The 19,280-nt window shown below is 51.5% G+C and carries 16 protein-coding genes; 4 read left to right on the plus strand and 12 right to left on the minus strand.

What is annotated here, in order from left to right; translation table 11 throughout:
* Nucleotides 1–51 precede the first annotated feature (51 nt).
* Nucleotides 52–1,409 (plus strand): IS3 family transposase gene (locus tag OGX98_RS01530; RefSeq protein ID WP_286594712.1). Its coding sequence is split into 2 segments (ribosomal slippage): nucleotides 52–514 and nucleotides 514–1,409, totalling 1,359 coding nucleotides; the frame shifts between segments, so codons are not numbered across the junction.
* Nucleotides 1,410–1,514: 105 nt separating this feature from the next.
* Here OGX98_RS01530 and mdh read toward each other — a convergent pair.
* Entirely contained in the window at nucleotides 1,515–2,450 is a 936-nt protein-coding gene (gene mdh, locus OGX98_RS01535; protein ID WP_048220470.1) for a malate dehydrogenase, read from the minus strand.
* A 435-nt stretch (nucleotides 2,451–2,885) separates the two neighbouring features.
* Here mdh and argR point away from each other — a divergent pair, with 435 nt between their 5' ends.
* Together argR and yhcN are read left to right on the plus strand one after the other, a co-directional pair.
* The gene (argR, locus tag OGX98_RS01540) at nucleotides 2,886–3,356 is read left to right on the plus strand and encodes a transcriptional regulator ArgR (protein ID WP_045448150.1); all 471 of its coding nucleotides are present in this window, start codon (nucleotides 2,886–2,888) and stop codon (nucleotides 3,354–3,356) included.
* A 375-nt stretch (nucleotides 3,357–3,731) separates the two neighbouring features.
* A complete protein-coding gene (gene yhcN, locus OGX98_RS01545; RefSeq protein WP_045448153.1) occupies nucleotides 3,732–3,998 on the plus strand; it encodes a peroxide/acid stress response protein YhcN in 267 nt (88 codons plus the stop codon).
* Nucleotides 3,999–4,054: 56 nt separating this feature from the next.
* On the opposite strand, the gene OGX98_RS01550 is transcribed toward yhcN, so the two are convergent.
* From OGX98_RS01550 to aaeX, 5 genes are all read right to left on the minus strand, one after another.
* Nucleotides 4,055–4,333, minus strand: a complete 279-nt coding sequence (locus OGX98_RS01550; protein WP_045448157.1) for a barstar family protein — start codon at nucleotides 4,331–4,333, stop codon at nucleotides 4,055–4,057.
* Nucleotides 4,334–4,362: 29 nt separating this feature from the next.
* Nucleotides 4,363–5,811, minus strand: a complete 1,449-nt coding sequence (locus tag OGX98_RS01555; protein WP_284096993.1) for an NAD-dependent succinate-semialdehyde dehydrogenase — start codon at nucleotides 5,809–5,811, stop codon at nucleotides 4,363–4,365.
* Between the two features lie 88 nt (nucleotides 5,812–5,899).
* Complete coding sequence (aaeB, locus tag OGX98_RS01560) at nucleotides 5,900–7,867, minus strand: p-hydroxybenzoic acid efflux pump subunit AaeB (protein WP_045448164.1); 1,968 nt, start codon at nucleotides 7,865–7,867, stop codon at nucleotides 5,900–5,902.
* A 5-nt stretch (nucleotides 7,868–7,872) separates the two neighbouring features.
* Nucleotides 7,873–8,805: a p-hydroxybenzoic acid efflux pump subunit AaeA gene (gene aaeA, locus OGX98_RS01565; protein WP_045448166.1), complete on the minus strand. Its 933-nt coding sequence runs from the start codon at nucleotides 8,803–8,805 to the stop codon at nucleotides 7,873–7,875.
* A gap of 7 nt (nucleotides 8,806–8,812) precedes the next feature.
* The gene (aaeX, locus tag OGX98_RS01570) at nucleotides 8,813–9,016 is read right to left on the minus strand and encodes a p-hydroxybenzoic acid efflux pump operon protein AaeX (protein WP_003828816.1); all 204 of its coding nucleotides are present in this window, start codon (nucleotides 9,014–9,016) and stop codon (nucleotides 8,813–8,815) included.
* A gap of 185 nt (nucleotides 9,017–9,201) precedes the next feature.
* Between aaeX and aaeR the strand changes: the two genes are divergently transcribed.
* Nucleotides 9,202–10,131 carry an HTH-type transcriptional activator AaeR gene (gene aaeR / locus OGX98_RS01575; protein ID WP_045448175.1) on the plus strand — a complete coding sequence of 310 codons (930 nt, stop codon included), beginning with the start codon at nucleotides 9,202–9,204 and terminating at the stop codon, nucleotides 10,129–10,131.
* A gap of 98 nt (nucleotides 10,132–10,229) precedes the next feature.
* Here aaeR and tldD read toward each other — a convergent pair whose 3' ends face one another.
* From tldD to mreC, 6 genes are all read right to left on the minus strand, one after another.
* Entirely contained in the window at nucleotides 10,230–11,675 is a 1,446-nt protein-coding gene (tldD, locus tag OGX98_RS01580; protein WP_048222523.1) for a metalloprotease TldD, read from the minus strand.
* A 76-nt stretch (nucleotides 11,676–11,751) separates the two neighbouring features.
* Nucleotides 11,752–15,552 (minus strand): AsmA2 domain-containing protein YhdP, encoded by a 3,801-nt coding sequence (gene yhdP, locus OGX98_RS01585; RefSeq protein WP_286594728.1) that lies wholly within the window; start codon nucleotides 15,550–15,552, stop codon nucleotides 11,752–11,754.
* 111 nt (nucleotides 15,553–15,663) lie between these two features.
* Nucleotides 15,664–17,133, minus strand: coding sequence for a ribonuclease G (gene rng, locus OGX98_RS01590; protein WP_003828822.1), 1,470 nt, complete (start codon nucleotides 17,131–17,133; stop codon nucleotides 15,664–15,666).
* Nucleotides 17,123–17,716, minus strand: a complete 594-nt coding sequence (locus OGX98_RS01595; protein WP_045448181.1) for a Maf family protein — start codon at nucleotides 17,714–17,716, stop codon at nucleotides 17,123–17,125. The genes rng and OGX98_RS01595 overlap by 11 nt, the downstream gene beginning before the upstream one ends.
* A gap of 7 nt (nucleotides 17,717–17,723) precedes the next feature.
* Nucleotides 17,724–18,212, minus strand: coding sequence for a rod shape-determining protein MreD (gene mreD / locus OGX98_RS01600; RefSeq protein WP_003025196.1), 489 nt, complete (start codon nucleotides 18,210–18,212; stop codon nucleotides 17,724–17,726).
* Nucleotides 18,213–19,235: a rod shape-determining protein MreC gene (gene mreC, locus OGX98_RS01605; protein WP_045448184.1), complete on the minus strand. Its 1,023-nt coding sequence runs from the start codon at nucleotides 19,233–19,235 to the stop codon at nucleotides 18,213–18,215. It abuts the gene before it with no gap.
* Nucleotides 19,236–19,280 lie beyond the last annotated feature (45 nt).

Here is a 19,280-nt window from a genome sequence, read left to right on the forward strand (position 1 = left end):
TGAACTGCACCCAAAAAGTTGGACACCCAACGAAGTAAGGTGCAGTTTTTTATGAGCAAGTATTCTCTCAGCTTTAAGCTTGAGGTTGTGCAGCACTATCTTTCCGGGCAGGAAGGACAGGAAGCGACGGCAAAACGTTTTGGTATCGATCACAGTGCCGTTCGTAAGTGGTCTGCTGCCTGGAAGCTTCATGGCGAAGCCGGGCTTACAACCCGGCATTTTACCTATTCTCCTGCGTTTAAAGAGTCCGTTATCCTGCATATGCGTGAACACCACCTGTCTGTTCGCGAAGTCTGTGCAAAATTCATTATCCCGGCCTTTTCCACTGTTTGTCAGTGGGAACGACTGTATGATGAAGGGGGATTAGAAGCCCTTACAGACAGCCGACGCAGGAAAAAAACGATGCCAGAACACCCTGAGAATCACCCTGTCCCTCCTTTGCAGGCTCCTCTTGACCCGGATGAACGTGAGGAGCTTGAACAACTGCGTGCTGAAGTGGCATATCTAAAAAAGCTGCAGGCCTTACTCAGGGAAAGGAGCACGTCAGGACGCGGGATAAAGCGCAGGTCGTGAATGAGTTAAGGCTGAAGTTCTCTCTTGCACGCTTGTTAAACGCCGCAGGGCTGGCGAGAAGCACGTTCTACTGGCAACTGGCCAGCGGTAAAAAACCAGACAAATATGCTGATGACAAGCAGCAGATTTTAACGCTGTTCCATAAACATAAAGGACGGTATGGATACAGGCGAATCACGCTGGCTGGCCGCCGGGAAGGAAGCTTACTGAACCATAAAACGGTTCACAGGTTAATGAAGGCTCTGGGTTTAACCTGTTGTATCAGAAGGAAGAAATATAACTCTTACAAAGGCCGGTATGGGAAAGTTGTGGGTAATGTACTGAACCGGCAGTTCAGTGCGGATAAGCCCAACCAAAAGTGGGTTACAGATGTCACGGAATTTAAAATCAGCGGAGAAAAGCTGTATCTGTCCCCGATTCTGGATCTGTATAACGGAGAAATAGTTGCGTACCAGATGGGGCCCCGTCCTCTTCTGTCGATGGTGGATAACATGCTGTCGAAGGCTATATCTGTACTGGGCAAAAACGAATACCCGCTGCTCCACTCAGATCAGGGCTGGCAATATCAGATGGCACATTATCAGAACCGGCTTAAGGAGGCGGGTCTGAGACAGAGCATGTCAAGGAAGGGGAACTGTCATGACAATGCAGTGATGGAGAGCTTCTTCGGCACACTGAAATCTGAGTGTTTTTACCTCACGGAACACGAGAATATCAGCGAGTTGCGCATGGCTATCGATGACTATATCCACTATTACAACCATGAAAGAATAAAACAGAAACTGAAAGGCCTGAGTCCGGTAGAATACCGAATCCAGGCCCAGATAACCGCTTAAAATAAACTGTCCAATATTATGGGGTCAGTTCAGATTACTCCGGTTTTTTTATACGTCAAACCTGATGGCAACGCAGAAGCGTCTTATCTGGTCGACACGAAAGCATTACTTAACGAACTCTTCGCCCAAAGTAATATCTTTCTTCAGCGTGTCCAGCATACCTTCCAGCGCATTCTGTTCAAATGCACTCAGTTTACCGATGGACTTGCGCTCTTCCACACCATTTTTGCCCAGCAGCAGCGGCTGAGAGAAGAAGCGCGCATACTGGCCATCGCCTTCAACGTACGCACATTCCACTACGCCTTTTTCGCCATTCAGGGCACGAACCAGTGACAGACCAAAACGTGCCGCAGCCTGACCCATAGACAGGGTTGCAGAACCGCCACCAGCTTTAGCTTCCACAACTTCGGTACCCGCGTTCTGGATACGTTTGGTCAGGTCAGCAACTTCCTGCTCGGTGAAGCTCACACCAGGAATTTGTGACAGCAGTGGCAGAATGGTCACGCCAGAGTGTCCACCAATTACCGGAACTTCAACATCGGCAGGCTGTTTGCCTTTCAGTTCCGCAACAAAAGTGTTGGAGCGGATGATGTCCAGCGTAGTTACGCCAAACAGTTTGTTCTTATCGTAGACGCCTGCTTTTTTCAGCACTTCTGCAGCGATAGCAACGGTCGTATTCACCGGGTTAGTGATGATACCAATACATGCTTTTGGACAGGTTTTAGCAACTTGCTGCACCAGGTTTTTCACGATGCCTGCGTTAACGTTAAACAGGTCGGAACGATCCATACCCGGCTTACGCGCGACACCCGCAGAGATCAGAACCACATCAGCACCTTCCAGTGCAGGGGTGGCATCTTCACCGCTGAAGCCTTTGATTTTCACAGCAGTAGGGATATGGCTCAAGTCAACGGCCACACCAGGAGTTACTGGAGCGATGTCGTACAGGGAGAGTTCTGAACCTGAAGGCAGTTGGGTTTTTAACAGTAATGCTAGCGCCTGACCGATACCACCAGCAGCGCCGAGGACTGCAACTTTCATCCTAAACTCCTTATTATATTGATAAGCAAAATGTCTATTGCTCCGCGGCGGCGACCTTAATTCACAAATCCAACGAATTCAATAACCACGCGTCAAGAATGCGTAGTCACGCAAATTTGGCTTTTATGCATTTAACTTACGTAAAATAAATCCTAAGTTACGTAATTCAAAACAACCGCCCAGTAGAGCAACTTTCCAACAGGTGTTGACAATATACCCTACCGCCCTCTCAAAACAACATCAATTTGATAACATTTAATTTACTTTTAATCTTATTTGCGAGCCGTGACACAGGCATGTTTCTTGATAACGAAATTTGATAAAATTCCGCTCTTTCATAACATTATTTCAGCCTTGAACGAGGCAGACCGTTTGCATAAAAATTCATCTGTATGCACAATAATGTTGTTTCTACCGCCATATTACGGGTGACTTATGCGAAGCTCGGCTAAACAAGAAGAATTAGTAAAGGCGTTTAAAGCGCTGCTCAAAGAAGAAAAATTCAGCTCTCAGGGCGAAATCGTCCTCGCGTTGCAGGATCAGGGCTTTGATAATATCAATCAGTCCAAGGTTTCACGCATGCTGACCAAGTTTGGCGCAGTGCGTACCCGCAATGCAAAAATGGAGATGGTGTACTGCCTCCCGGCAGAACTGGGGGTTCCAACAACCTCAAGCCCGCTGAAAAATCTGGTACTGGATATCGACTATAACGATGCTGTCGTGGTCATTCATACCAGCCCAGGCGCAGCACAATTAATTGCCCGCCTGCTGGACTCATTGGGTAAAGCGGAAGGTATCCTCGGGACGATTGCCGGAGACGATACCATCTTCACCACCCCAGCGATGGGCTTTACGGTAAAAGATCTGTACGAAGCTATTCTGGAGCTCTTCGAACAAGAGCTGTAACCCCTTCCCCGTCGCATCATGCGGCGGGGGAAAAACCTTCCTTTCATACCCACGCCACTGTTTTTCACTACCAATCATTTAACAGATAGTGCGTTTAACCGTTATAAAGCATTCACATAGTGAATGATAATTATGAAAAACGCACAAATTGCAAAATCACATATCAATATGATTTTATTGAACTTATTTTAATCCCGGTATACTGAAGCGTATTTTTAATTCCGTTTGGTTATAAAAAATATATTTTTTAACCCATAATACCCAGCGAAACCATTAGCGTGGTATTAATTTACTGAGTTATTAGTGTATACTTGATTCTGTGATGAGGGTCACGAAACAAAGACCCCAATAAAAGTATTCGACGAGGTAAATATCATGAAAATCAAAACTACTGTTGCAACCTTAAGCCTTCTGTCTGTTATCTCTTTCGGCGCAAGCGCTGCGGTAAATCAGGTGAACTCACAAGAAGCACAGAATCTGCAATCCATGGGTACTATCTCTGTGTCTCAGATTGGTAGCTCACCAATGGATATGCGTCAGGAAATTGTCGCCAAAGCAGAAAAAGCGGGCGCCAGCAGCTATCGCGTTACTGAACTCCGTGAAGGGGCTCACTGGCACGCAACTGCTGAACTGTACAAATAAACCCTCGTCGTCTAGTCCGACGACTTGCCCCCGCTGCCGGGGGCTTTTTTTATCTCTTAAGATGAGTGACGAACGTTAAAGCGCAATTGCCCTTCCAGCTCTTCTTCCGCTTCATCAAACAGCAAAATCAGCGCGCCATAGCGTCTGCGTTGCTTATCCGGCAAATGCACAAACTCAATCTCCAGCGGCAACGGCAATACTTCCCCGACAACCACTTCCCACAGAGAATCTAAGTCACTGACCTTTTCCCGGGCCAGGCCGAAGGTACGCGTAAACTCCCGGTAGAAATCACTTTGATCTTCAATCTCGTCAAAATCAAACGTATAGATATTCATCTATAGCCACCATCCCGCCGTCGGTTACTCTACAGACCACCAATATGCAAGGTCTTCACTTGCAGAAACTCTTCTAATCCAAGCACCGATCCTTCACGCCCTAACCCCGACTCTTTTACCCCACCAAATGGCCCCAGCTCGGTTGAAACGGCACATTCGTTGATACCAATCATGCCGCTTTCAATGGCCTGCGAAACGCGGAATACACGCTGCAGGTTTTGCGTATAGAAATAAGCAGCCAGCCCAAAAGGAGTATCGTTAGCGCGCTGAATAACTTCGTCTTCACGACTAAAGCGGAAACAGGCCGCGACGGGTCCGAAAGTTTCTTCACGGGCAAGTTTCATCTCTTCGTTGCAATTGCTCAGTACCGTTGGCTGCCAGAAGTTACCGCCCAACGAATGCGCTTTTCCTCCCGCCAGAACCGTCGCACCTTTTGCAATAGCATCTTCAACATGTTCCCGCACTTTATCTACTGCCGAAGGCTCGATCAGCGGGCCAACCACCACACCGTCATCCAGACCATTACCCACCTTCAGCGCCTGGACAGCATCCGCCAGTTTGCGGGTAAATTCGTCATAGATGGATTCCTGAATATAGAAGCGGTTAACACTAACGCACACCTGACCCGCATTACGGAATTTGTTAGCGATGGCCCCCTGCACCGCGGCATCAATATCGGCATCATCAAACACAATGTATGGGGCGTTGCCGCCCAACTCCATCGAGACTTTTTTCATCGTGTCGGCCGCGTTACGCACCAGCGTTTTTCCGACAGCGGTGGAGCCGGTAAAGGAAATTTTACGCACTTTATGGCTAGCCATAATTGCATCACTGATTTCCGGGGTATTGCCCGCGACAGCGTTAAGCACCCCATCGGGCACACCAGCCTTTTTCGCCAGCGTTAGCAGCGCAAACGCGCTGAGCGGCGTATTGTTGGCCGGCTTAATCACCCCGGTACATCCCGCAGCCAGCGCGGGCCCAAGTTTGCGTGTCAGCATCGCCATCGGGAAGTTCCACGGAGTGATCGCAGCGACTACACCAACAGGTTCACGGGTAGCGAGAATTCGCGAGCCTGGTTTAATCGGAGGGATAATCTCACCATTAGCGCGTTTGGCCTGCTCCGCAAACCACTGAATAAAGCTGGCGGCGTACTCAACTTCACCTTCGGCTTCTTTCAGCGGCTTCCCTTGTTCAATGGTCATCAGACGCCCCAGCCAGCTTTTGTTTTCGAGGATCAGTTCATACCAGCGATAGAGGATTGTCGAACGCTCTTTCGCCGTTTTTTCGCGCCACGCCGGAAAAGCGTTTGCGGCAGCAGCAATCGCCTCTTCAGTCTGCTGCTTACCCGCCTTCGCCACCTTTGCAATGACCTCCCCCGTCGCCGGATTTACCACATCAAAGGTGGTATCCAGGGTCTTCCACTGCCCATTAACCAGATATCCCGTCTGAAAAAGTTCACTCTCCTGCAGTCCAGGCATAGTTTTTTCCTCCTGATGTCATGGCTTACGCACATCGAATAAGTATAGCCATAAAAAAACCGACGCTTCTGGCGTCGGTTTTTAACTCTTAACTGCTGGTCAGGGCGTGCTGATATTTGTGCAGCATACCCGTAAGCCGTTTTACAGGCTCCGTCACCTGAGGCGGGGCTTCCCAGATGTTTAATTTTTCCTGATAGATATCAAGCTCCTCAAGCAGCTGACTAAAGTAGCGTCGGCGTTTGTCGTCATTTCCAGCTGAAATAACGTGATCGGCAGTACGACGGAGCTGACGATGAAACGCAGATAAATCCTCATTTACCGGTACAGGTGCATCACGCAGACGCTGGTGAGCGATGATCATCGTCAGCGCCAGACGAAACTTCGCCAGATCGCCGGGAAATTTATTCATCAGTAAAAACAGTTGCTGATAGAGCGCCGGAAGGTGATTCTCTTTTCGACGAACCACATTAGTGGTCATAGCGGAGACTGCGGCTGAAACAAACTGATTGAGCAGCACGCGACCTGTTCTGTCACGGGAGTTATCACGCACCAACAGAATCACAATAAACGCCAGCACACATCCCACAAGCTGCCCCAGCGCACTGTCGAGGAACTGGCTAAAATGGAACGTCATCGGGTTATCCAGCACGATAATGTTAATCGTGCTCGCCAGCGCCCCCATGGAGCCCAAACGCCGCTTCTGTACCTCGATACCGAGGAAAAATCCCAGCACAGCAAGGCTCAGGCACAGTAACAACATACTTTGCTGGGTATTGGGGATAATCACCAGAAAATAGAGCGCCCCCAAAGGTAATGCTGCCAGCGTGCCGTAGATAAAGTCTATCGCTACCATACGTGGATTGGGTAAACGCATTGCCAGTGAGGTAACGACCGCAATCATCACCATCGCGCCACTACCTGACGTCCAGCCGGTCCACAGCCAGAACAAGGTTCCCAGCACACAGGAAAGCGTGGTACGCCAGAAGTTGACCATCGCATGGTGACGTTCGGCGGATTCCACTTTCACTACCGGCTCACCCTGCAGGATCTCTTCTTCAATCGCACTAATTTTGGTATTGCTGACAACACCGCGTTTGAGCAGCAGGTAGCGTGTCGCAGCACCTGCCCAGCTATATATCGTCACCGGCGTGTCACGCTCGCCGGTCCAGACAATCACGCGCCGCATCCGCTTGAGTTGCTTATGTACGTCCTGCACCGTTTGAACTGGCGTATCAAACAGCTCACGGAAGGTGTCCGTAATCAGGTCCGGTCGCGTGTTCTGGATAAGATAGGTTTCACAGGATTGAGTAATGAGCGTCAGCGACAACGTGTTCAATGCTTTAAGTCTGCGGTTGGCGCGTACCCAGCGTGAGGACTCCATGTTCAGGTTGCTGCGCATACCTTCCAGCGCCGCAGTACGACGGACTAAATCCCCCCAGGCTTTATCCACTTCTTCACTGTCGCCGTGCTTAATGCACAGTTGCATAAGTTGATACTGCGCCACCAGAAGGCTGTCCAGCTCGACATCGATCTCCTGCTTCACTGAACGGGGTGAAAAGAGCAGATCGGCTACAATAGCGCAGACGATCCCCATCACGATCTCGCTGCAGCGTTCGAGCGCAAATTGCGGCGTCAGCAATGGTTCCGCCTGAATGGTAATGACGATTATCAGCGCCGTGTAGCCCGAAAGCCCCCAGGCATAGGAGTTCTCGATCTTCACCAGCGAGGAGAGCCAGGTACAAAAACCGGCCCAGATGCAGCACACCAGGATCATCAGCAGCGGCGCACGGATCATGCTGATAATAATGATCAGTGCGGCAATACAGCCAATAAATGTTCCGACAATACGAAGCATACCGCGATAACGGATAGCGCCAGAATAGGGTTCTCCACCCGCAGCAAAGGCCGGGCCAGCCGCCACAATTGCCGCAGTCAACACCGCCCAGCGCGGTGTCTCAAGTTGAAAGTGAAAGCCAACAAACAGCGCCAGCACAATGGCGCATGCCAGTTTTACCGCAAAGCGGATATGCTGATTGGCAATGGAGAAAATACCCATCACGATTAACCAAACTCGCGCAGGCGATGCGCTATTTTACGGAAAAACGACTCCTGGCTGGCATCGCGATCCTGCTTACCAGTAATGACGACGGTGGCCGTAGTACCGGCCGGCCACAGGGTGCCTTGCTGCTCATCCAGACGAATACGCACCGGCACACGCTGTGCCAGACGTACCCATTCAAGATTGGAATCAATGGTCGCCATACCTTTTGCATCCTGCGTACTGCTGGCATTCGTTACACCAGCCGCTACGCTATCAACGGTGCCTTTCAATACCTTATTACTGCCAAGTGGTGTTATTTCAGCACGATACCCCGGACGAACACCTTCCAGCTTGGTCTCTTCCATATAAGCCAGCACATAAAAAGAGTGCTGTTTTACCAACGCTACCGCCGTGGAGCCGCGGGTAATAAACTCGCCAGAATAGACGTTAAGGTTAGTCACCCAACCGTCGGCTGGGGCGCGAATGACCGTTCGTTCAAGATCCAATTTCGCCAGGTCGCGTGTCGCCTGCGCCTTTGCAAGCTGGTGCAATACGGTTTGCAATACGTTATTGGACTGGTCAATCTCTTCACGAGACATTGCCTGAACGCCAAGCCGGTTACGACGACCCGCTTCCTGGCGCTTTTCCTGTGCCAGTACCTGATAATAGGCGACATCCGCTTCAGCCTGTTCGAGGGCTTTCTTATAGCGCGGTTGGTCGATAGTGAACAGGACCTGATCCTTTTTCACCAGTTGGTTATCATGAACGTTAACATCAGTGATTAAGCCCGCGACATCCGGTGCAATTGCCACAACATCAGCACTGAAACGTGCATCACGCGTCCACGGCGATTCGGTGTAGTAGACCCATGCGCGGAAAATGGCGATAAAGGCCAGAATGACCAGTATGAGAGTCATGGCCGTGCGGGAGAGTTTTCTTGTTAGTGTTTTCACTTCAACCTCAAACGAACAGGCGCGTTATTAAATAGAAAAGACAGCAATACAGCGCGGTATTAAACAGAGCCGGATGCCAGACAAAATCATAGATGCCAGTCGGAACTAGCATCCGGCGCACCAGCCAGAAAATCGCCAGTGACAAAAGCAATTCGAAAAATATCGGTGGGAAGGAAAGACCAAACACCACGATAACGGGAAACAGACTCATGTTGACCTTGGTAGCTTAAGAGAGTGCAGATGATTGATTTTTTTAGCGTATGTCACCGCAGAGAAGGGCAAGGATTAGCCAGGCGAGAGCGACACAGCAGTTATTTGAATAATAATATATTAACGTAACTGTTATGCTGTTATCTATATTATGTGATCTAAATCACTTTTAAGCCAGAGTGAACAATGGAACGATTAAAACGAATGTCGGTGTTTGCCAAAGTTGTCGAGTTAGGCTCCTTCACCGCCGCCGCGAGACAGCTTCAAATGAGTGTTTCATCGATAAGCCAGACGGTATCAAAACTGGAAGATGAGCTACAGGTTAAGCTGCTAAACCGCAGCACACGTAGCATTGGGCTTACCGAGGCGGGTAAGATTTATTATCAGGGCTGCCGCAGAATGCTGCACGAAGCGCAGGATGTTCACGAGCAGCTTTATGCCTTTAACAACACGCCAATTGGTACCCTGCGAATTGGCTGTTCTTCAACCATGGCACAAAATGTCCTTGCCGGACTGACGGCAAAAATGCTGAAAGAGTACCCTGGCCTGACGGTAAATCTGGTCACCGGCATCCCGGCACCAGACTTAATCGCCGATGGCCTGGACGTCGTTATCCGTGTGGGTGCGTTGCAGGACTCGAGTCTTTTTTCGCGTCGCCTGGGGACCATGCCGATGGTGGTCTGTGCCGCGAAAAATTACCTCGCCCAATTCGGTACCCCGGAAAAACCCGCCGACCTCAGTAATCATTCCTGGCTGGAATACAGCGTACGACCCGATAATGAATTTGAGCTTATTGCCCCGGAGGGGATTTCTACTCGCCTCATCCCACAGGGACGCTTCGTAACCAATGACCCTATGACGCTGGTGCGCTGGCTGGCCGCAGGCGCGGGAATTGCCTATGTCCCGCTGATGTGGGTGATCAATGAGATCAATCGTGGCGAAGTGGAGATCCTGTTGCCCCGTTATCAGTCAGACCCGCGTCCGGTTTACGCCCTGTATACCGAAAAAGACAAGCTACCACTCAAGGTGCAGGTGGTGATTAACTATCTCACGGATTATTTTGTCGATGTGGCACAGTTGTTTCAGAGGATGTATGGCAGGGGCAAAGAAAAATAGAGGACTGTCCAGCCGGAGCAGCATTTATGTCCCCCATCCAGCAAAATGCCCGATAGCACAATGCTTATCGGGCATACAGCAGGTATGAATCCGGAGATTTAAGCAGTGCCGCCCACGGTCAGGTTATCCACCTTCAGCGTCGGCTGACCAACGCCCACCGGCAGACTCTGCCCTTCTTTACCGCAAACACCAACGCCGTTATCCAGTTTCAGATCGTTACCCACCATGGAAATCTGCTGCATCGCTTCAATACCAGAACCGATAAGCGTCGCGCCTTTCACCGGTTTGGTGACTTTACCGTTTTCAATCAGGTACGCTTCAGAGGTTGAGAAAACAAACTTCCCGGAAGTGATATCCACCTGACCGCCGCCGAAGTTAGGTGCATAAATCCCATATTCGACAGACTCGATAATTTCCTGCGGCGTGGATTTCCCTGGCAGCATATAGGTGTTGGTCATACGCGGCATTGGCAAGTGCGCATAAGATTCACGACGTCCGTTACCTGTCGGCGCCACACCCATCAGACGCGCATTCAGTTTGTCCTGCATGTAACCTTTCAGAATACCGTTTTCAATCAGTACATTGTACTGGCCCGGAGTCCCTTCGTCATCAATGGCTACCGAACCACGGCGATCCACCATCGTACCGTCATCAACGACTGTGCACAGTTCAGACGCGACCAGCTCCCCCATATGACCGCTGAATACCGAAGTACCTCGGCGGTTAAAGTCACCTTCCAGACCATGACCGACCGCTTCGTGCAGTAGCACACCAGGCCAACCTGCGCCCAGCACTACAGGCAGCGTTCCTGCCGGAGCGGCTACCGCAGAGAGATTCACCAGCGCCATGCGCACGGCCTCTTTCGCCCACGCATCGGCCCGGACTTCGCCATCAAGGGAGGCGAGGAAATAGTCATAACCAAAACGACCGCCGCCACCGCTGGCACCACGTTCACGTTTGCCGTCATCTTCTACCTGCACGCTGACAGACAAGCGCACCAGAGGACGAACATCCGCCGCCAGCGTTCCGTCTGTCGCAGCCACCAGGATCAACTCGTAGACGCCGGTCAGACTTGCAGTCACTTCCTGCACGCGCTTATCAGCCGCACGTGCAACACGATCGACACGCCTGAGAATGTCCAGCTTCTCTTCACGGCTCATGCTTTGTAACGGATCAACCGAGGTATAGAGAGCTTGATGTTCGACTGCGCCCAGCGTCTTTACTTTGCCATCGCCGCTGTCGCGCACAATCGTACGGGCAGCATGAGCGCTTTGCTCTAACGCCAGCAGGCTTATCTGGTCTGCATAGGCAAACCCTGTTTTTTCGCCGCTGATGGCGCGCACACCAACGCCCTGGTCGATATTGTAAGAACCATCTTTAATGATGCGGTCTTCTAAAACCCAGGATTCGTGATAGCTCGACTGAAAATAGAGATCGCCGTAATCAAGACGGCGTTCGGCCAGTTGGCCCAGAATGGCAAACAGATCCTGATGTTTCAGGCCATTCGCCGCTAGCAATTGTTCACTTACCAGGTTCAGACTCATCGTTTTGCTACTCATTAGTTGCTGCGGTAGGGAGATCTATTTACTGAGATTGGGGCAATTACTCGCCCCCGTCAAATCATTGCTTTCTTTCTTTTCGCGGCTGGCGCAGGACTTCGTTAATCTGCGGCTTATCAACCGGACCGGTGATGCGATAGCGCAGAATCGAGACTTTGCTCCATAACGGTCCCAGTACTTTACTGGCAGCAAATACAGCGGCACCGACAATCGGGTTGACGGCAAACGCGGCGGCAACACCCACGGTGGCAGAAATTTCCGGTGCGACAACAGCTTCCATATCCAGCTCACGCCGCACAAGGTTAACTGAACCTTTCATCGCGATATCCGCTTCCAGTCCGTCCACCAACGTATCATCGGTATGCATTACGCCATCTTTAATCCATGCCGTGCTGCGAATGGAGTCAAAATAAAAGCCTTCACTGAAGGTATCGCTAAAATCAAAACGCAGTTTACGCAGCAACGCATCAAAGCTCAGCAGGCGCAGCAGTTGTCCCGCATGTCCGGTGCTTAACTCAGTAAGCTCGCCTTTACCCAAACGGGTACGCAAAATTCCATTAAGCGAGGCTTCATCAGGATCCCAGGGGGGATTGCGCCAGTGCAGATCGTACTCAACGTTGAATGAAGAGTTTCGTATCGGCGTCGATACGCCAAAGAAACCCGCGGCAGAGTCAATTTTATTACCGTTTAGTTTTCCCTTCAGCGACGTACGCTCTTTACCCGGCACGTTAACCCATTCACCGTCCAGAGTCAGTCTGGCAAAACCTGTATCTAACAAACCACTGCTCAACGTCAACGTATCGCCTTTAATCGCCACATCGGCGTCAATACGCCCGTATTTCTGCCCCCACATCCAACACTCTGCGCAGCGCAACTGAACATCCGGCCAGCCACGGAAGCTAACTCTGCCAATGTCAGAAAACGGCGAGGCGGATGCTGTTTTCTGTGACGACTTTGCAGTGCCTGGGTTGTAGTAAAGATACTTAATAAACGCCTGCCACGGCGCGTTATTGCGCATGGCCAGCGTCGCGTTAATCTCACGTCCTTGCGCCTGTATGTTCGCCCCGTTAAGCGCAGGTTCAGACACAATGCTCAGATTGTTCCACTGCTGGCCTCCCAGTGATAAAGATGGCGTACGTACCGTGATGCGTTGGGGGAAGTTCGCGTTAGTACCGACGTTATCCGCCGCACCTTTCTGGAACAACGCCAGCCACTGCGCACCATCCATTGGCGGAAGGTTAAGTTCAACGCCCTGCTGGTCAGGCAGCGCAGGCACGGTACGGCTTTCAGAAGTCCAGATGGCACGGTCAAGCGTCAATTTCTGGTTCAGCAACCAGTGGCTGTTAAAGTGGTTTTTATTTCCGGCGTTGCCAGTCAGATCAAAACTGCGCAGATTGCCGTCCGCCTTAACGTTAACCGGCAGCGACTCACCGCGCGCTTTGTTCAGCGGTGCAGGTAAGTGACTGTTTACATTTTTCAGGTCACTCTTTAACTCAATGTTGTATGTTGCCCCGGCATGATACGGAAGTTCGATACCAACTTTACCATTCCACGCCATGCTGCCGCTTAAAGCATCGTTCACCTGCGTCGGCAAAATCCCCATCCGGGTTGGTTGCCAGTCCCCCTTCAGATTCACAGCGACCTGATAAGCTTTAGTGCCTTCAGTAGTGGAAAAATCGACATCCAGAGGCTGATTAAACCAGTTTGCCGTCATCGGCTCGCTTTTGAGATCCCCGTTTACAAAGCTGAATTTGCCGTTCAGGTTCTTCAGCGTACTGTCGAGTGGCTTAATAAACAGGCTGTTATTACGCAGCATGACATCACCTTTGGCGGTGACCAGCGAACCATCAAGTGGGATATCAAGATGTAAGCGAGCATTCACATCGCCGTCAATCTGGAGCTGTTCCAGTGTGGCACCGAGAGAGTCCTTCAACGGGGTATCATCAAAATACGGTCCGACCGCCTTTCCCGGCCCGTTGATATCCGCATCAATCAGCAGCTTTTCTTTCTCATAGTCGGGAATATTGGCGGTCAGGTTACTGGCTTTCACTCCGCCTAACTGGACGCCGTCGGTTTTCATCCACAGACCGTCGTTAAGGAAGTTCAGCTCAATATCAAGGTCTGTTAACGCAGGCCAGTCTGGCTGGAAGGCAAACGTTGCATTGCGCAGCGGCACCAGCACCTGAAACTGACCTTCGTTGTGTTTATACGGGAATAAGTGCGGATTACCGCCATAGACCAGCGTGGCGTTATCCGCCTCACCACCCTGAATTGCGCTGCTGAGGTAGTCAACCAGCTCCTTACCCATCAGGTTTTCCGGAAAATAACGCCAGGCCTGAGAGCCGTCGTTGGTACTGATACCCGCCAGAATGCCCAGCCATGGCTCATCACCTGTCGGTTGCAGATAGCGAAAACCACCGCGAGCATGTACTGCTGTCGCTTTAACATCAATATCACGCCCATCTAACTGAAAACCTTTGTCATTTTTCAGCCAGCTAAGCGTAGCTACACCCTCTTCAATTTCCAGCGGAGCGCGGAAGACCGTTTCATAGGGCATTTTTGCCTGTTTCATGGAGGCGGTGAGCAAACCATTTTCAACACTGCCCGCAAGCGTTCCGGAGAAATGTTCTGCACCCGGTAACAGCTTCCACTGTTTCCAGGCCAGATTGGTCCACGAGGACTGGAAGCGGGTTTTTTCTGTCGCCTGCAACGGAATATCGAGCGCCAGCACATCTATCTTGCCGCTCGGTTGCGTTGCCTGCCAGATATCACCCAGCGCCGGAGATAACTTTGCCGCCATCGAACGCAGCCCCTCTAATCCAGCTAACTCCAGATTACTGGCACGAATGCGCAGCTCATCACTGCGTTTGTTATTTTCACCGCCCACTTCCTGCTCAGGGATCCAGGCAAGGGTTAACGCTCCGCTCGGCCAGGGTTTATCGTCCAGAGTTATCCGTGTATCGGGAATAGAAAATTGCCAGCCTGGCTGTTCACGGCTAATGTGTGCGGTCAGATTATCAACAGCGAGCGTGTGTGTATGGTTATCGCCCTGCCAGCTTGCACCACCTTTCTTCAGCCAGATATCTCCACCGGAGATTTCCCCTTTGCTGAGCGTCATCCATCCTTCGAGGCTAAAACGCGCGGTTTGCAGCGCGACGTTATCCTGCATCCATTTCCCCAACCACGGCTTCACATCGATGTCATCAGCCTGTAGCCAGACGCGACCATTATTCAGCAGTCCGTCATCGTCACGCAGATCCATTCGCACCTGCATGACGCCGTGCTGTCCGGTGAGGCTGGAGAGACTGACCTGACCTTCGGCGCGGTGTCTGTTTTTACCGTTCAGCCAGGTAAGCTGTGGTATCGCCAGCTCTGCACGCTGGCCAGAGAGGGTTAAAAAGCTGATCTGACTATCGCGAAGATCGAAATGATCAAACTGACGAAGGAAAAGATCGCTAAGGTGACCGGCTTCAATGCCATCGTCGCTGTCGCTGCGCTGGATAGGAGTATTAGTGCGCAGTTGCAGTTGCCAGAAGGTAAGATCGCGAAACTGCCAGCGCATGTGCAGCAGACTTTGCCAGACATCCAGCGCCAGCGTGACTCGCTTAACTGAAAATTCTCCGCCATCGCTTAGTTGCGCATGGATATCGCGCGCCTCGAGCGTCGGGCCAAAGTTTTGCCAGTTGGCGGTGAACTGAGTGGCAGAAACGGGCATACCTGTTGCGGATTCAATCTTGCCAAGAATGGCGGGACGCCAGGTATCGAGATGAGGCAGAGCAAGGCGCAGCCCACTAACCAGCAGCGCTGCGATGACAACGAATGCGGCTCCAGTGAGCAGTAATATCCCCGGCAATCGCCTCACGCGCCTCTCCTTGTCTGCCAAAAAATGTGACTCACAAACCTGAAGTGAATCTTGCCGGATGGCAGCGCTTGCGCCAAATCCGGCCTACAAGCACTGACGCCGCAGGCCTGCTCACATCATTACCACGTCAAACTGCTCCTGGTTATAGAGCGGCTCGACTTGTACTTTGACCTGTTTGCCGACAAAGATTTCCACTTCCGCCAGCGCATGTGACTCTTCACCTTTCAGAGTCTCTGCCACTGCCGGAGAAGCATAGACCAGGAAACGATCGGAGTCGTAAGCATGATGCACGCGCACAATTTCACGCATGATTTCATAGCATACGGTTTCTACCGTTTTCACCGTGCCGCGCCCGTGGCAAGTTGGACACTCGTTACAAAGCACATGCTCCACGCTTTCGCGCGTACGCTTACGCGTCATCTCCACCAGCCCCAACTGTGAAAAACCGTTAATGCTGGTTTTTACGCGGTCCTTACTCAGGGCCTGCTCCAAAGAGTGCAGCACCCGACGACGGTGATCCTCATTATTCATGTCGATAAAATCGATAATGATAATGCCGCCCAGGTTGCGCAGACGCAGTTGACGCGCAATGGCCTGCGTCGCTTCAATGTTGGTATTAAAGATAGTGTCATCGAGATTACGATGTCCAACAAACGCGCCGGTGTTTATATCAACAGTGGTCATCGCTTCGGTCTGATCGATAATCAGATAACCACCGGATTTCAGCTCAACTTTACGTTCCAGCGCGCGTTGAATTTCATTTTCAACATCAAAGAGATCGAAAATAGGCTGCCGTCCACTGTAGTGTTCCAGCTTGCTGGTCATCTCCGGGATGTATTCCGCGGTAAACTCCAACAACGCTTCATAGGTCAAACGGGAGTCCACTCGGATTCGGTCAAGCTGAGCATCAGCAAAATCGCGCAGTACACGCTGCGCAAGCGCCAGTTCGCCGTACATCTGATAGCGCGTTTGCGGACGCTTTTTGCGCTCCATAACTTTGGTCCAGACGCGCTTCAGGTAAGCGGCATCGGAGGCCAGATCCTCTTCGCACACACCTTCTGCCGCCGTGCGAATAATAAATCCGCCCTGCTCATCGCAGTAATCCGCCACCACTTTTTTCAGACGTTCACGTTCGGTTTCACTTTCGATACGCTGGGAAACCCCAACGTGTGATGCACCAGGCATGAAAACAAGGTAACGGGAAGGAAGCGTGATATCCGTCGTCAGACGGGCGCCCTTAGTGCCAAGCGGATCTTTTACCACCTGCACCATCAGGTCTTGTCCCTGGCGCACCAGCTCGGAGATGTCGCGCACAGTGAACTGCTTTTGCTCTTCACCTGCCACACATTCTGTATGTGGCATGATGTCTGAAGCGTGAAGAAATGCGGCTTTATCCAGTCCAATATCTACAAAAGCCGCCTGCATACCCGGAAGTACACGACTTACACGACCTTTGTAGATATTGCCTACGATTCCGCGTCGCGCCTCACGTTCAATATGAATTTCCTGCAGAATTCCGCCATCAATGTACGCCACGCGCGTTTCCGATGGCGTTACGTTTACCAACAATTCAGCCGTCATGTTTATCCCTTTTCTCACGCAGTGCGTTAAAATTGCTCAGCAACTCATACGTTTCTACCAGCGGTAAGCCGACTACGGCGTGATAGCTGCCATTTATCTTCCTGACAAAACAGCCACCCAACCCTTGAATACCGTATGCACCTGCTTTATCCATAGGCTCACCGCTGGCAACATAGCCCGCAATGTCCTCATCAGTTAGTGCTCTGAATGTCACTTCCGTTACAACCAGGCAGTCCAGACTGTGCTGGCGATCGGCTAACGCCACTGCCGTCATGACCTGATGTGTTTTGCCTGACAGCTTGCGCAGCATCGCTGCAGCATGGGCGGCGTCATGCGGTTTTTCCAGCACTTCGCCATTCAGAATAACAATGGTATCTGCACCCAACACCGGCAGATCACGAAGAGCCAACGCAACGCCTGCCTGCGCCTTCTCCCGCGCCAGACGAACAACATACTGCTGTGCGCTTTCTTGCGAATGCCGCTGTTCCTCAATCCCGGGAACCAGCCGCTCAAATTTCACACCAAGCTGAGTCAACAATTCCTGCCGGCGTGGGGAACCTGAAGCCAGATACAGAGTATTCATATCAACCTTATTGCACCGCAAACTGCTGGCGGACTTTACGCATCAGTAAGAATAACCATGGCCAAAGCACACCGTTTACTACACTACTCCAGAACACTTCGGGTCTGAAAGAGACATTGATCACTAAAAACTCGGCCCAGAAAACAATAATATCCACGACCAGTGATAGCAACATGACCACCAGCGCCTGTTGCCAGAGCGCGAGGTTACGGAATAGTTGGAATTTCAGCGCGACCAGATAAGCAATGATACTCATCGACAAAGCCCGCACGCCAAGCGTGGAACCACTAATGAGATCCAGTATGGCACCCACCACAAATCCTGTGCCCACATTTACGCGATGCGGTAGTGCCAGGATCCAATACAGCAGGATGAGCAGCACCCAGTTTGGCCGGAAAACAAGAATGTCATCCGGCCAGGGCATGACTTGCAATAACAGTGCAATAAGGAACGAGAGCCAAATTACCCAACGTCCCTGGCTACGATAGCTTGCCACTTACTGCCCTCCCGGCTTACGCGGAGAAGGTACTGGCTGCGCTGTATTCGCAGGTGCAGGAGTAACACCTGTTGCCGGTGCTGGAACAGGGGCTGGTGGGCCCATCGTATCCGGCGACGGCAGCACCTGAGGCATCATTTGCATCAGACGTTCATTGGCTACGCGGTGCACTTCCTCCGGAGTCATCGGATTTGCACCATTACGGTCGGCTCCCCACAACAGCAACAGGTAGCGCAAACGCTGTAAACCAGCAGTCGGACGCGCCTGAATCACGGTGTAAGCACGTTGGGTGTCCAGCTTAACGGAAGAGACAACGGCGACCGGATACCCTTCAGGGAAACGTCCGCCCAGGCCCGATGTGACCAGCACATCGCCAACACGAATATCGGTATTGGCTGGCAGGTGTTCGAGCTGTAGATCGTCCGTGCAGCCGTTACCGGCAGCAATCACACGAATGTCGTTACGCAGAACCTGGATCGGCAACGCGTGGGTTGCATCGCAAATCAGCAGTACGCGACTGGTCAGTTTTGCCACGGCAACGACCTGACCCACGACACCTTTATCACTGATTACCGGCTGACCTTCGTAAACACCGTTTACGCTCCCTTTATCGATCACAACCTGATCGCTGTAAGGGTCATTAACCGTTGAGATGACCTGCGTCACCATCTTTTGTTCATCCTGACGCAGCGGCGATCCCAGCAGCTCGCGCAAGCGCGCGTTCTCCTGTTTATATTGCCCCAGCATCAGCAACTCGCTGTTTTTCAGCAGCAGTTCCTGACGCAGCGCCCGGTTTTCAAGTTCGAGTTGGTCACGCGAAGCCAGCGTTTGTGACACGCCGTCGAGTAATTCACGGGGACCATTAGAAATAAAGTAGAAAGGACTGACGGCGGTATCCATGTACGTTCGGATTTGGCTAAACGTACCCAGGCGGCTGTCGGCGATAATAACGCCGAGCGCCACCAGCACCGCCAGAATAAGGCGAATCTGTAGCGACGGGCCACGGCTAAAAATTGGCTTCATAGGCTATGCGTATTCTCGTGTCAGTGCGGAAGGGCAACCTGTTGG

The sequence above is a fragment of the Citrobacter sp. Cm046 genome, from assembly GCF_030333065.1.
Lineage (GTDB): Bacteria > Pseudomonadota > Gammaproteobacteria > Enterobacterales > Enterobacteriaceae > Citrobacter > Citrobacter murliniae.